Origin of the sequence: Hymenobacter sp. UYCo722, assembly GCF_040547115.1 — a bacterium.
GTDB lineage: Bacteria > Bacteroidota > Bacteroidia > Cytophagales > Hymenobacteraceae > Hymenobacter.
The window spans coordinates 1246770-1260422 of record NZ_JBEPPC010000001.1 but is presented as its reverse complement, the minus strand read 5'-3'; the positions used below and the strand labels follow the sequence as shown (position 1 = coordinate 1260422).

Here is a 13653-nt window from a genome sequence, read left to right as displayed (position 1 = left end):
ACAACACGCAAAAAGCCTCCGCAGCTGCTTAAGCTACGGAGGCTTTTTGCGTATCTACGGCCCTTGGCCGATAGTCGGAAAACTGCGGTCACGAGGCTTAGCAGTCTACCGTAACCCGCAGGTATGTGGCCGTCAGCAGCGTATTGTCCGGCGAAGCGGCTTGGTTCTGGCTGTTGAACAGAGCAGTCAGTTCCTGCTGCAAATCAGCCGATTTACCATTCTTTTCCGCCGCGTCAAATGCATTCATGGTCGGGCCATAAAAGTCCTTGAACAAGCCCATGTAGGTGGCGGGCGAGTAGGGAGCCGTGAAGGTAAAAGTATCTTTCTCACAGCTGATGCGCTCGGGCGGAATGCCGGCCTGGCCGAAGCGTTCCACTACGTTGCGCTCGACGCCCCAGGTCATCGGGCTGATAAAGCCTTCGGGCGGCGGCGGCGTGTAGGCCGAACTGATTTTCAGGATTTGCGCCACCAGGGTGGGGTCGCCGGGTATCCAGTTGCCCATCACGACTTTTCCGCCCGGCTTGGTTACGCGCACCATTTCCTTGGCCACGTCGAAGGGCTTGGGCGCGAACATGGCCCCGAACACACTCACCACCCGGTCGAAGGATTTGTCCGGGATGCCGTCCAGGTCGCAAGCATCGCCTTCCTGGAACGTGCAGTTGGCGAGGCCCGCGGCGGCGGCGCGTTTGTTGCCGGCCTCCACCAGATTGCGGGCAATGTCAACGCCGAGCACCTCCGCGCCGTGCTGGGCTTCGGGAATGGCAGTGGTGCCGTCGCCGCAGCCCAGGTCCAGCACTTTCATGCCTCTTGTGATATCGAGCTTGTCCACCAGCTCTTCTCCGCTTCGACGCATCGTATCGGCAATTTGCGTGAAATCGCCTTTTTCCCAGAGGGCTTTGTTCGGATTCATGGCTTACATTTTTCTGATTTAATAATATATTTTATTAAATATATAAATTTACTGCCACTTATCAATTCGTGATTATTGGCTTTTCCCGTAACCCTAGGCGACTGCTGTGGATACAGGTTGCTGCTGAAGCCTAAGGTGCGTTTCCCGACCTTCCCTAACGATTATTTGAATGATTGCATCGATGTCCTGCGCGGTGGTCCGAAAATTGACCACGCAGGCCCGTAGGCAATAACTGCCCCGTACCACGGCATTCGATAAAAAGACTTCGCCGCCGCGCTGCAGCTCATTTAGCAGCGCTTCGTTTAGGGCGTTTAGGTAAGTTGCTGTTTCGGGCCGGCCGTCGCGGCACTCGCTGGGTACATAACGCAGCGTGCTGATGCTCAAGCTGTGGCTGATGGCTTTCAGCTCCGGGTGGGCGGCGGCTTGCTCGAACAGGAGGCGGGCCAGGGCAATGTCTGCGCTAATCAGCTGCACATAGCCGTCGCGGCCGGCTTGCTGCAACCCTAGCCAGACTTTCAGGGCCCGAAAGCTCCGGGAGTTCTGTAGGCTAAACTCGTAGTAGTTGTGGGCAGGAATGTCGCCGTCGGTGCTGTCGAAATTGTAGTAGGCGGCATGGGAGCTGAAGGTGTCGAGCAGGTGCTTCGGATTTTTGACGAGTGTGCAGCCGGCTTCGAGCGGGCTATACAACCATTTGTGCGGGTCGAGGGCAATGGAGTCGGCTTCCGCCATGCCATCGAACAGGGCCCGGTAAGCGGGCACCACCGCGGCCGGCACACCGTAAGCTCCATCGATGTGAAACCACAGGTCGTACTGCCGGCAGATGCCGGCAATGGCCCGAAGGTCGTCGACCGCGCCGGTGCTCACGTCACCGGCCGTGCCTACTACCATAAACGGGGTTTTACTTCCGCGCAGGTCGTCGGCAATGGCCTGCTGGAGGGCGGCGGTGTCCATTTTGTTCTCCGCATCGGTGGCTATCCACCGAATGGCATTGGTGCCGTAGCCAAACAGGACCACCGCTTTTTCAATCCAACTATGCTTAGTGCTGGGGCAGTACATTACCAACTCCTGTCCCGTGCCGGCCAGGCCCTCTGCGCCTTTAGGTGCGGGGAGGCTTTGGCGGTGCGGGCGGCCAGAAAGGCGGTGAAATTGGCCATGTTGCCGCCGCTCACCAGCACGCCGCCGTAGCCCGCCGGCAGCCCGATAAGCTCGGCCAGCCAGCCGATGGTTTGCTGCTCAATGGCCGTGGCCATCGGGCTCAGAATGTTGGCTCCTACGTTGGGGTTCACGCTGGCCGCCAGCAAGTCGGCCAAGGCACCAAGGGGCGTCGCCGACGACGTGATGTAGCCCAAAAAACGCGGGTGGCCGTTGAGCAGCGAGTGGTTGAGCACCAACTCAGTGGCCCGCGCCAGCAGGGCGTCGGCCGGAGCGCCGTGCTCGGGCAGGGTGGCTTTCCCCAGCAGTTGCCGAATCTGACCCGGAGTTTCGCCGGTTGTCACCGGCCGCTCGTGGATGGTGTCGATAAATTCGGCAATGGTATCAACCAACTCGTGCCCGAGGCGCTTGAATTCTGCTTTGCCCATAGCAATGGGCGACTCCCGGTGCTGGCTCATATAGCGTTGGGGGTGCGGGTGGGGTGCCCTGCCGGACAGCCAGCCCTTGGTTAGAACATCGAAGTATGAATATACTACAAAGGCAAGGTATGAGTAGCCGGTGAGCCCAAGCTTTGGCGGTAATAAGTAGGGATTCTCGACGTCGAGATGGAGCTAAACAGAATTTTTAGCGAGGAGCATTAAACGCGACCTTTACCTGGGCGTCCAACCCTTGCCTTCGCCGCCCAGGCAAGTTTCCCTCCGCGTTTGGAAGACCACGAAATACTTCTCAAGTTCCAGGACCCCGCCAGCCGCAACCTGGCGTTCAACCAGCTCGTGCGCAAGTACCAGAGCAAGGTGTACTGGCACGTGCGCAAGATGGTGGTCGACCACGACGACGCCGACGACCTCACCCAGGACGTGTTCATCAAAGTGTGGAAGCACCTGGAGAATTTCCGCCAGGATGCCCAGCTCTTCACCTGGATTTACCGCATCGCCACCAACGAGTGCCTGAACTTCCTCAGCAGCAAGCGCCGCAAGTTTCTGCTGCCGCTCACGGACGTGGGAGCCGAGCTGGCCGCCAAAATCGAAGCCGACCCCGCCATTGCCGGCGACGAGATTGAGCTGAAGCTGCAGCAAGCCATTCTGCGCCTGCCCGACAAGCAGCGCCTGGTTTTCAACCTGCGCTACTACGACGAAATGCCCTATGAGCAGATGGCCGAAGTAACCGGCACCAGCGTGGGTGCCCTGAAAGCCAGCTACCACCACGCCGTGAAGAAGGTGGAAGACTACGTAACCCGCAATACCGCCGACTAACCTATTCCTATACAATTTTTTATCCGTTGAATTAAACGTTCGACCTTTGCTATCATCAAACGCTCATGAAACCTGCCTTCAAGCTCGACGCGCACCCCCGGCGGCCCCGCCCGCTGCTGAGCAGCCCGCCCGCCGACTACTTCGATAAACTGCCCACCCGCATCATGGCCCGCCTGCCGCAGGCTGAGGAGCGCACCCCTGCCTGGGGCTGGCTCTCGTTGCTATCGCCGGCCCTGCGTACCGGGCTGGCCTCGGTAGCCGTGCTGGGTGGCTTCGCCGCTTCTTTTTACCTGAGCGGCTCGGCCCCGCTGGTACCCGCTACGGCTAGCACCGCCTCGCTGGATGCCGTGCCCCGCACCGAACTGGCCAACTACTTGCTCACGAGCGGGGCCCGGGTCGAAACTTCTGATTTGGCCACCCTTACCGCCGCGCATCCCGGTATTGCCAAAGGCTTCCTGCGCGTGTCGGATGAGGAGCTGAACGATGCACTCGACGCCCAGCCCACCGACGACCCTACTTATTTATAATCCCCTGTTCATCCGTTCTACTGTCATGTCCTTATTCTCGTCTGTATTTCGTTTGCTAAGCTTCGCCGCGCTGCTGCTCACGCTGGCACCGGCCGCGCAGGCCCAGGGCGGCCGCCGGGCGCAACGCCTCGGCCAGCTCGAAAACGCTAAAATTGCTTTCATTACCAACCGCGTTTCCCTCACCCAGGACCAGGCTCAAAAATTCTGGCCGCTCTACAATGAGTTTTCCGACCACCGCCGCGAGCTCAATCGCAGTGGCCGACTGCTGCGCCGCGATATCACCGAAGGCATGACCGACCAGCAGCTGCGCGATAATTTCGCCCAGTCCTTCAATACCCGCCAACAGGAGTTGAATCTTGAAAAGGAATACTTCGACAAATTTCAAAAAGTCATTTCGCTGCGCCAGGTAGCCCAGCTGTTCCAGGCCGAGCGCGACTTCACGAAGGAAGTTATCAAGCGCGTAGCCGGTGGGGCGGGGCCGGGCGGGGCGGGCAACGATTGAGCTGGCTATCCGCCGTTTTTTTAGAGGCCGCTGCCCCCGCAGCGGCCTCTTTACTTTTGTGGGATAATCAAAGGCCTGCAACCGCGGTTTCTACTATAACGTGAGCCGCTGCAGCCGCTTTGTCTCCAGGCCTGGCTTGCGAGCACTGAACCAAAAAACCCGTTAAATCCGTTGAAATCCGTTAAATCTGTGGTCACGCCGCGCCAGCTTTTCCTCCGTCACCAGGCCCAGACCTCCGATTTTCCGCTGCTGCTGGAAATTGAGCGGGCCGAAGGCGTGTACATGTACGGCCCGGACGGCCGCCGCTACCTCGACCTGATTTCGGGCATCGGCGTGAGCAACGTGGGCCACCGCCACCCGCGCGTGCTGGCCGCCATCCGGGCCCAGCTCGATAAATACCTGCACCTGATGGTGTACGGCGAGCTGGTGCAGGCCGTACCCGCCCAGTTGGCCCAGGCCCTGCACCAAACGCTGCCCGCCCACCTCGATTCGGTGTTTTTCACCAACTCCGGCACCGAGGCCATCGAGGGCGCGCTGAAGCTGGCCAAGCGCCACACCGGCCGCACCGAGCTCATTTCCTGCCTCAACGCCTATCACGGCTCCACCCACGGCGCGCTGTCCATCACCGGCTCCGAGGATTTTAAGAACAGCTTCCGGCCGCTGTTGCCCGACGTGCGCCACATCCGCCACAACGATTTTGCCGACCTGCTGCTCATCACCGAGCGCACGGCGGCCGTGGTCATCGAAACCGTGCAGGGCGAAGCCGGCGTGCGCGTGCCCTCGCCCTATTACCTACCGGCTCTGCGTCGCCGCTGCCGCGAAGTGGGTGCCCTGCTAATTCTGGATGAGATTCAGTGCGGCTACGGGCGCACCGGCACCATGTGGGCTTTTACGCAATTCGGCATCGAGCCCGACATTCTGGTGTGCGCCAAGGGCATGGGCGGCGGCATGCCCATCGGGGCCTTCATTGCGAGCACCGAAATAATGTCGGGCTTCAAAACCAACCCCATTCTGGGGCACTGCACTACGTTTGGTGGGCACCCGGTGAGCTGCGCGGCGGCATTGGCTACCCTGCAAATCATGCAGGACGAGCAGCTGCCCGCCGGCGTAGCCGCTAAAGCGGCGCGGTTTCGGGCGCAGCTGCGGCATCCGGCCATCCGGGCCGTGCGCGGCTGCGGCCTGCTGCTGGCAGTAGAGTTCGACTCCTTCGCCGTCCTCAAGCCCATTATCGACCGGGCCCTGGAGCACGAGGGCATCCTCACCGACTGGTTCCTGTTCTGCGACAACTCATTGCGGCTGGCCCCACCGCTCACCATCAGCGAGGCGGAGATTGATGAGGCCTGCGCGGCGCTGCTCCGGGCCATTGCTTACGTGACCGGTGAGTAGGAGCAAGGTTGCCCGCAACGAACCCGGCCCGTTGGGGCGGCCCGCCAAACGAGCCGCCCCAACGGGCCGGAGCAACCGCCGTAGCGGCGGGCAAGTAGCTGTTAGTTAACGCTGATAGTAGGGCGCGGCAGTTCGTTGTAATTCAGAAACTGGGTGCTCTCTTCCTTGATGCGCTCGCGAGGGTGGCCATCCTTCACGCCCTGCGAAATTTTGCGCACCAACACCCCCACGATGGCCTTGCGGAAGCCCAGCTTTTCGGCCATCATAATGCAAAAATCCATTTCCGTGTCGTCCACGATGCCATCTGCGAGCATCATATCGACGAGGTCGAAAATCTGGTCGAACCGCTCGGAATCGTTCGTGGGCAGGTCGTTGCTGGCCCCCTTGGCACCCGACACCAACTCCTGTACTTCCGACGAGCTGATGCCATTCTTCTTGCCTACCGCAATAATAAAGTTCATTTCCCGCGCGTCGATATGCCCGTCGGCTTTCGCCAGCGCTGCGAGATTCAACAAATGGCTCTTTATTTTTTTGTTCTGGTCATTTTGAAAAAATCCGAACATAAACGTGGGAATTAAGGGTGAAAAGATGAATCTTAAACCGAAAAACTGATTTGTCTGGTAAGTTACACGGAAAATAGACTGATTGTTACGGGTTTACTACGCAAATCAGAAAAATGCTAATCAAGGGTTTTACGCTAATCTTTGAGCGGGAGTTGAGGGTTTGCGTTCATTTCGCCAACTTTGCGGGGTTTGGGGGCCTTTTGCGCGCCTGCTTGCTTTATGAATGTTCAGATGAAGAGAATTGCGGTTTTTACCAGTGGAGGCGATGCGCCGGGCATGAACGCCGCCATTCGCGCGGTAGTACGCACGGCCACGTACCACGGCATTGAGGTGTACGGAATTATGCGGGGCTACAGCGGCATGATTAAGGGTGAGTTCGTGCGCCTCGACTCGGCTTCGGTTTCCAATACCGTTCAAAAGGGTGGTACCATCCTGAAATCGGCCCGCAGCCAGAAATTTATGACCAAAGAAGGTCGCCAGCAGGCTTTCGACCAGCTGGTGAACAATGGGATTGAGGGCTTGGTAGCCATTGGCGGCAACGGTACGTTCACCGGAGCCATGATTTTTGAGGAAGAGTTTGGCATTCCGACGGTGGGCGCGCCGGGCACCATCGATAACGACCTTTACGGTACCGATTACACCATCGGCTACGACACTGCCGTGAACACGGCCCTGGACTGCATCGACAAAATCCGGGACACGGCCGACTCGCACGACCGCTGCTTCTTTGTGGAGGTAATGGGCCGCGACTCGGGCTACATTGCCATTCCGTGCGCCATCGGCGGCGGGGCCGAAATCGTGATGATTCCGGAAACCCAGATGAGCGTAGATGTCGTGATTGATACCTTGCAGGCTGGCTGGAAACGCTCGAAAACGTCGTTTATCGTCATCGTGGCCGAGGGCGAAGACGAAGGCAACGCCACCATCACGGCGGCCCGCGTGAAGGAAGCCATTCCGCAGCTCGACACCCGTGTCACGGTCATCGGCCACATTCAGCGGGGCGGCTCGCCCACGGCCGCCGACCGCCTGCTGGGCTCGCAAATCGGCATTGCCGCCGTGGAGGGCCTGATGAACGGCATGCGCAACGTAATGGCCGGCATCGTGGATAAAAAGCTGGTATACACGCCGTTCATCGACACCATCAACAAAAAGAAACTCATCAACCAGAGCTTTATGCGGATGGTGGAGATACTAAGCGTATAGCACTGGAAGAAAGCCGAAAAGAACGTCATGCGGAGCGAAGTCGAAGCATTTCTACCGCAGTCCTAAAATTGATTAGTTACGCAGTAGAGATGCTTCGACTTCGCTCCGCATGGCGTTCTTCTTGATGTCCTCTTATCCTAACTCCACCCACTCGTACGCGGTATCGCGGCGCAGCCACGTGAGTTGGCGCTTGGCGTAACGGCGGGTGTTGCGCTGAAGCAGGCGCACGGCTTCGGCCCAGTCGTATTCGCCCTCCAGAAAGCCAAATATTTCCGTGTAGCCCACGGTTTGCAGGGCGTGGTGGTGGCGGTAGGGCAGCAGGCCGCGCACTTCCTCGAGCAGGCCGGCGGCCAGCATGTGCTCAACGCGTAAGTTGATGCGCTGATACAACTCCTCGCGCTCGCGGGTGAGGGCCACCTTCACGTTGCGAAAAAGCGGGCTTTCGGGCGGCGGGCCGGTGGTGTGGAAGCTGGAGAACGGCCGGCCGGTAGCGCGCGTGATTTCGAGGGCGCGCACGATGCGCTGCGGATTTTGCTGGTCGATGCGGGCGTGGGCCACGGGGTCGGTTGCGGCCAGCTCGGCTACGAGGTGGGGCAGGCCGTGGGTGGCCAGCTCGGTGTGCAGCTGAGCGCGCACGTCGGGCGGCACGTCGGGCAGGGAATCCAGCCCGTCTGTCACAGCCTGCACGTAAAGGCCCGAGCCGCCGGTGAGGATGACGACGGGGTGTTGCTGAAACAGTTTTTCTAATACCGCGTGGCAGTCGGTGGCGAAGCGGCCGGCACTGTAGTCTTCGGCAATGCCGTGGCTATCAATAAAGTGGTGGGGTACGCCCTGCATTTCGGCGTGCGTGGGCTTGGCCGTGCCAATGCTGAGCTCGCGAAAAAACTGGCGCGAGTCGGCCGACACGATTTCGGTGCTGAGCTGTTGGGCCAGCTGCACGCACAGGGCCGTTTTGCCCACGGCCGTGGGGCCGGCAATGGTGAGCAGCACGGGGCGCGGGTCGGCGGCGGTGGGGGCTAGTTGAGCAAGGAGGTGAGGTGGGAGCAGAGGCAAGGGGGATGCTGTTTGATAACGACAAATGTTGGGCCGCTTACCCTACGGCTGCTGGGGTTCGGGCATCTCCGACTCCACTTTGGGCGGGTCGAGGCCGGTGATGCGAAACTCGACGCGGCGATTGAGGCGGCGGGTAGCCTCCTGCTCGTTGCTAGCCAGCGGCTCGGCCCCGCCCAGGCCCAGGCCGGTGATGCGCGGGGCCTCCACGCCGTGGCCCACGAGGTAGGCCATAACGGCATCGACCCGCTGCTCGCTGAGCACGACGTTTTTTTCGGGCGGCCCTACGTTATCGGTGTGCCCGCGCAGCTCAATGTGCAGGCCGGGGTTATCAACCAACAGGCGCACCAGCCGGCCCAGGGCGGGGTAGGAAGTGGGCAGCAGCACGGCCTTGCTCTGCTCGAACTGCACTTGGGCCAGGGGCAGCGTTTCGCCCACGGCCAGGGGCCGCAGCAATACGTCGCGCATCAGCGGGCCGGGCGCGGCGGGCCAGGTGCTGTCGGCTGGGAAGTAGCCGGGGTGCTCCACGTGGTAGCGGTAGGGGCGGCCGGGCGAGGTGCTGGTGTAGGCGAAGTCGCCCTTTGCCGAGAGCAACACGCCCACGCTGCCCTCGGCGCGGTTCAGGCGCAGGCTGGCGGCGGGCAGGGGCTGAAAAGTAGTAGCATCGAGCACGCGGCCATCCCAGGTGGCAGTGGCGGGCGCAGGCGGGGCCGGGCGCGGTGGCGTCACGACCCGAAACAGGTTGCAGCCGGCCAAGTCGGTGTAGGTGCCTTTGCGCAGGCGGGTGGCCTGGTGCCGGGCCAAATCGACGGTATACAGGGCGTGCGGGCCGGCTAGGTACATGCGGCGGCGGCCGGCAGCGTCGTTCTGCATCAGCAGGTCGCTGTAGCCGCCGCGGGCGGGCAGGCCGCCAAGGGCCATTTGCTCAGCGAAGGGCTTTCGAGTGGGTAGGTCGATTTTCAGGAGCGAACCATCGGTGCTGTATACCAGGTACATGGTGTTAGCATCGTCGAGGCAGAAATTGCCGTGGGTGCCGGCGCTGGCGAAGGCGATGTAGGGGTAGAACGGCGCTTTCCGCAGCGGGTCGGCGGTCCAAACGGTGCTCACCTGGCCATCGTGCGGGCTGATGCGCACCAGCAGGTTGGCATCGGAGGCCATGAAGTAGAGGTCGCCGCGGTCGTCGGTGCTGGCCGAAATCCAGACGTTTTCGGGCCCCTGGCGGGGCAACACCCAATCGGTGTAAGCCCCCTGGCGAGTGGCGGGGTCATAGCGGTACACCCGTTCGGGCGCATCGGTAGGGGCCTTTGTGACCGAGTACAGGCAGTTATCGAACCCCTTAGCCAGCGCGTAGGACTGGAAGGGCAGTACCCGGCGGTGCACCTTGGGCGCGGCCGTGGGGTCGTCGGCCACGAACTCGTGGATGCTCCGGCAGTCGTCTTCCCAATGGCCATCGACGGTGCGCAGGGCCGCGATGCCGTACATCTTGCCGTCGCAAAGCTGGTCGTCGTAGCGGCGGCTGGGCCAGGGCGTACTGGTGAAGGCAAATGAGGCCAGCAGCGCCTGGCCGGCGGCCAGGTAAGCGGTGTCGTGGCTGACGCGGGCCCGGTATTCGACCCGAAATGCGTAGCCGCCGCGCCACAGCTGGCGGCCCAGCACGTGGATGCGGGCGCCGAGCGCGGTGCCGCCGTAGGTATAGTCGTAAGCCACTTCGTCGAAGCTGGCCCCGGCGCGCTGGTCGAGCCGCAGCACCTGCACGAGCGGCAGCTGCTGGATGCGGCGCAGCACCGAATCGGGCCGGCCCTCGCCAAGCAGGCGGAAATCGCGCCGGTCGTCGGGCAGCGGCATGATGCGCAGCGTGGCTACCGCTGCCGTATCGCCGGCTCGGAAAGTGGCCGTAGCCCCGGCAGTAGGCCGCTTTTGCAATTGCCACGGGCTGGCGTACGTGAGTTGGCAGCGCCTGGCGGCATCGGTAAACACGGCCGGCGGCAGTGCCGGTTGCGCCCGCAGCCCCGCGCCCCACAACAGGGTAACCAGCGTCAGAAAAAACCTCATAAGCCGGACTAAAATCAACCCACGGCCCGCCATTGCCATTCCGTGGTAACCTGCAAGGTACTGCCCCGCCAGGTATCACCGGGCCGCGCTCGCCTTTCAGTAGAAAGGATAAGACGGCTGAAAACCGGCGCTATTGCAGCGGCGGATGCTTTTCGTCGAAGTCGGTGGCATCCTGGTAGGCTTTGGCCAGGGCCAGCAGCTTGCCTTCCTCATAGAGCTGGCCCATGAAGGTGATGGTGGTGGGCAGGCCGGCGGTGGTGAGGCCGTTGGGCAGGGCCACCGCCGGGTGGCCCGTGAGGTTGGTGAGCACCAGGTTGGCGCTGAACGAGGGCGCGATGTAGCAGTCGAAACCCTTCAGCTGGGCGTCCATCTGCTCGATGAGCAGGCTGCGCACGCGCTGGGCCTGAATGTACTCAACGGCCGGAATGAAGCGCGACGAGCGGAAGGTGTTGGGCCAGGCCGAGCGGTTTTGCAGCACCATCTGCCCGTCGCGGCCCGAGCGGGTAAGCTCGTCGAACGCCGCTGCGCCCTCGGCCGTGAGCACGAAGCGCAGCATGCCCGGCGAGAGCGCGGGCAGCTCCAGCGGCACCAGCTCCACGCCCAGCTTTCGCAGCACGTCGAGGGTGGCCAAGTCGTTGGCCTTGGTGGGGTAATTCTGCTCGAAGGCCGTTTTGAGGTAGCCTACGCGCAGTTTTTTGACATCGCTGCCAAATGCGTACTCGAAGCGGTTGGGGGCCAACAGGGTGGCGGGGTCGCGGGCATCGGGGCCGGCGGCGCACAGGGCGGCCAGCACCATGGCGCAGTCCTCGGCCGAGCGGGCCAGCGGGCCGGCCTTGTCCATGGTCCAGCTCAGGGCCATGGCACCGGCGCGGCTCACGCGACCGTAGGTGGGGCGCAGGCCTGTGATGCCGCAGGCCGTGCTCGGGCTCACGATGGAGCCCAGGGTTTCGGTGCCGATGGCAAACGGCACCAGCCCCGCCGCCACCGCCGAAGCCGACCCGGCCGACGACCCGCTCGAACCCTTGGTCACGTCCCAGGGCGTGCGGGTCTTGCCGCCAAACCACACGTCGCCTTGCGCCAGCTCGCCCAGCGTGAGCTTGGCCACCAGCACCGCTCCGGCCGCGCGTAGGCGCTCGACCACGGCGGCATCCTCGTCCAGCACCTGGTCTTTGTAAGGCACCGAGCCCCAGGTGGTTTTGTAGCCCTTCGCGCTAAATAAGTCCTTCGCTCCGAACGGAATACCGTGCAGCGGCCCCCGGTATTTGCCGGCCTTTATTTCCGCATCGGCCTGCTTGGCCTGTTGCATGGCCAGTTCCTCGGTGAGGGTGATGACGCAGTGCAGCTGTGGGTCGTACTTCTTCAGGCGAGCCAGGAAGAAGGTGGTCAACTCTTCAGACGTTATCTGCTTGGTGCGCAGCAGCTCGCCCAATTGCCGTACGGTGTAAAAGGCGAGGCCGTCGCGGTTAGCGGGCAGCTTCACTTTGCCGGTTTCGGGCAGCTTGCCGGCGCTGTAGGTCGCGGACGGCACCTGCGCCTGCCGCAGGCGCAGCGGGCGCGGGTCGAAGCCCACGGCCGGGGCCACGCTATTGGGCAGATTTACCTTGCGAATTGCCTCGTAGCTGTCGCGGTAGCCGCTCAGGTTGCGGCGCGTCGAGTCGAGCTGCGCGTCGCTGAAATTCAGCCCGAACAGCTGCTGGGCCGTGCGCAGCATGGGTACCGTAATTTCGTCGGGAGCCGTGGGCCGGGCCACGAAGGCACCGGCGGCGAAGCAGGCCGTGCCGAGCAGCAGGGCAGGTAGGAGTTTTTTCATGAACGGAATAGTCAAAGCAGAACTAAAGATGCAAATTAGACTCCGGCTGCCGAAGCCAGCGGCACTACCCCGGCCCACAGCCGTTGCAGCCCCTGCGCCTCCTGCTGCCAACTGAGGTGCGGTGCGGCGCGGCGGCAGTTGGCGGCTAGGTGTTGGTAGCGGGCCGCGTCGCCGCCGGGCAGCAGGCGGTTGAGGACGGCGGCCAGAGTGGCGGGGGCAAGGTCGGCCACCAGCTCGGCCACGTCGAACGCGTCGTTGAGGGCGCGGTACTCGGGGAAGTCGATGAGGACCTGCGGAATGCCGGCGTGCACGTAGTCGAAAAACTTGTTGGCCAGCGAGTAGTAGTAGCTCAGGCCCACGTTCTCCAGCAGCATAATGCCCACCGCCGCCTGCCGCGTCACCTCGCGCAATTCGGCCGGCAGCACGAAGCCCCGAAACTCCACCTTCCCTACCGGGTCCGAGCCCGAAGCGAGCAGCCCCAGCCGCGCCGCCTGGGCCCGCAACGCGGCCGAGCAGTCGCCCTCGCCGCACAGCACCAGCCGCCCCGCTACCAACGGCATAGCGTCGAGCAGCTGCTCCAGGCCCCGCCCCACGTTCAGCGCGCCCTGGTAGAGAATGTAGCTGCCGGTCGTTTCCAGAAAGGGGGCCGGTTCGTAGCGGCTCACGTTGCGCACCACGCCGAAGGCCCGCCCATAGCGCGTTTCGAACAGCCGGGCCAGCGCCGGACCCACGGTGTAGGCCAGCCGGGCGCGCGGCACGATAAATTTTTCGATGGCCCGCCACAGGCGCTGCACGGCGGGGCGGGCCACTACCTCGGGCACTTCCGTGAACAGCTCGTGGGCATCGTATACCAGCGGCTGGCCGCCCAGGCGGGCGCGCAGCCACAGCGGCAGGGCCGTATCGAGGTCGCAGGCGCACCAGGCCGCCGCCCGCTGGCCCAGCAGATACATGAGCAGCCGCAGGTTGTATTCGAGGTAGAAAAGTTTGCCTTTTTGAAACCAGCCGCGCAGGCGGTGCTGTTGGTAAGGCTGGGGTGTGAGGGGCGGAGAAGCCGGCCGCTGCCAGCCCACCAGCTGCACCCGGTAGCCCGCCGCCGCCAGGCTGCCGCAGATGCGCTGCATGCGCTGGTCGAAGCACAAATCGGTGGTAACGGCGAAAACCAGCCGGGGAGCGAGGGGGTTGGGCACGGAGCGATAGTGGGTGCGCCGCCCCAAATGGCCCGGCGCTAAGTTTTTTTGTTCAAAT

Annotated in this window: 13 protein-coding genes; 5 read left to right on the top strand and 8 right to left on the bottom strand. The window is 62.6% G+C overall.

Annotated features, from left to right (window positions below; genetic code table 11):
* Window positions 1-97 precede the first annotated feature (97 nt).
* The 3 genes from ABIB44_RS05525 to ABIB44_RS05515 form a co-directional block, all read right to left on the bottom strand.
* On the bottom strand, window positions 98-910 hold the full coding sequence (locus ABIB44_RS05525; protein ID WP_354583616.1) for a class I SAM-dependent methyltransferase: 813 nt from the start codon (window positions 908-910) through the stop codon (window positions 98-100).
* A gap of 93 nt (window positions 911-1003) precedes the next feature.
* Entirely contained in the window at window positions 1004-1924 is a 921-nt protein-coding gene (locus ABIB44_RS05520) for a pyridoxal phosphate-dependent decarboxylase family protein (RefSeq protein ID WP_354583615.1), read from the bottom strand.
* A 41-nt stretch (window positions 1925-1965) separates the two neighbouring features.
* Window positions 1966-2520, bottom strand: coding sequence for a pyridoxal-dependent decarboxylase (locus ABIB44_RS05515; RefSeq protein WP_354583614.1), 555 nt, complete (start codon window positions 2518-2520; stop codon window positions 1966-1968).
* Window positions 2521-2766: 246 nt separating this feature from the next.
* Between ABIB44_RS05515 and ABIB44_RS05510 the strand changes: the two genes are divergently transcribed.
* From ABIB44_RS05510 to ABIB44_RS05495, 4 genes are all read left to right on the top strand, one after another.
* A complete protein-coding gene (locus ABIB44_RS05510; protein WP_354583613.1) occupies window positions 2767-3315 on the top strand; it encodes an RNA polymerase sigma factor in 549 nt (182 codons plus the stop codon).
* Window positions 3316-3380: 65 nt separating this feature from the next.
* Window positions 3381-3842: a hypothetical protein gene (locus ABIB44_RS05505; protein WP_354583612.1), complete on the top strand. Its 462-nt coding sequence runs from the start codon at window positions 3381-3383 to the stop codon at window positions 3840-3842.
* 25 nt (window positions 3843-3867) lie between these two features.
* Window positions 3868-4344 (top strand): hypothetical protein, encoded by a 477-nt coding sequence (locus tag ABIB44_RS05500; protein ID WP_354583611.1) that lies wholly within the window; start codon window positions 3868-3870, stop codon window positions 4342-4344.
* A gap of 171 nt (window positions 4345-4515) precedes the next feature.
* Window positions 4516-5730 (top strand): aspartate aminotransferase family protein, encoded by a 1215-nt coding sequence (locus ABIB44_RS05495; RefSeq protein WP_354583610.1) that lies wholly within the window; start codon window positions 4516-4518, stop codon window positions 5728-5730.
* A 101-nt stretch (window positions 5731-5831) separates the two neighbouring features.
* Here ABIB44_RS05495 and ABIB44_RS05490 read toward each other — a convergent pair whose 3' ends face one another.
* Window positions 5832-6191 carry a TerB family tellurite resistance protein gene (locus ABIB44_RS05490; RefSeq protein WP_354583609.1) on the bottom strand — a complete coding sequence of 120 codons (360 nt, stop codon included), beginning with the start codon at window positions 6189-6191 and terminating at the stop codon, window positions 5832-5834.
* A 333-nt stretch (window positions 6192-6524) separates the two neighbouring features.
* On the opposite strand from ABIB44_RS05490, the gene pfkA reads away from it, so the two are divergent.
* On the top strand, window positions 6525-7496 hold the full coding sequence (gene pfkA / locus ABIB44_RS05485) for a 6-phosphofructokinase (protein ID WP_354583608.1): 972 nt from the start codon (window positions 6525-6527) through the stop codon (window positions 7494-7496).
* 132 nt (window positions 7497-7628) lie between these two features.
* Here pfkA and miaA read toward each other — a convergent pair whose 3' ends face one another.
* From miaA to ABIB44_RS05465, 4 genes are all read right to left on the bottom strand, one after another.
* On the bottom strand, window positions 7629-8549 hold the full coding sequence (gene miaA / locus ABIB44_RS05480; RefSeq protein WP_354583607.1) for a tRNA (adenosine(37)-N6)-dimethylallyltransferase MiaA: 921 nt from the start codon (window positions 8547-8549) through the stop codon (window positions 7629-7631).
* 42 nt (window positions 8550-8591) lie between these two features.
* Window positions 8592-10598 carry an OmpA family protein gene (locus tag ABIB44_RS05475; protein ID WP_354583606.1) on the bottom strand — a complete coding sequence of 669 codons (2007 nt, stop codon included), beginning with the start codon at window positions 10596-10598 and terminating at the stop codon, window positions 8592-8594.
* A 130-nt stretch (window positions 10599-10728) separates the two neighbouring features.
* The gene (locus ABIB44_RS05470; protein WP_354583605.1) at window positions 10729-12408 is read right to left on the bottom strand and encodes an amidase; all 1680 of its coding nucleotides are present in this window, start codon (window positions 12406-12408) and stop codon (window positions 10729-10731) included.
* A gap of 35 nt (window positions 12409-12443) precedes the next feature.
* Window positions 12444-13595, bottom strand: a complete 1152-nt coding sequence (locus ABIB44_RS05465) for a glycosyltransferase (protein WP_354583604.1) — start codon at window positions 13593-13595, stop codon at window positions 12444-12446.
* Window positions 13596-13653: the final 58 nt, after the last annotated feature.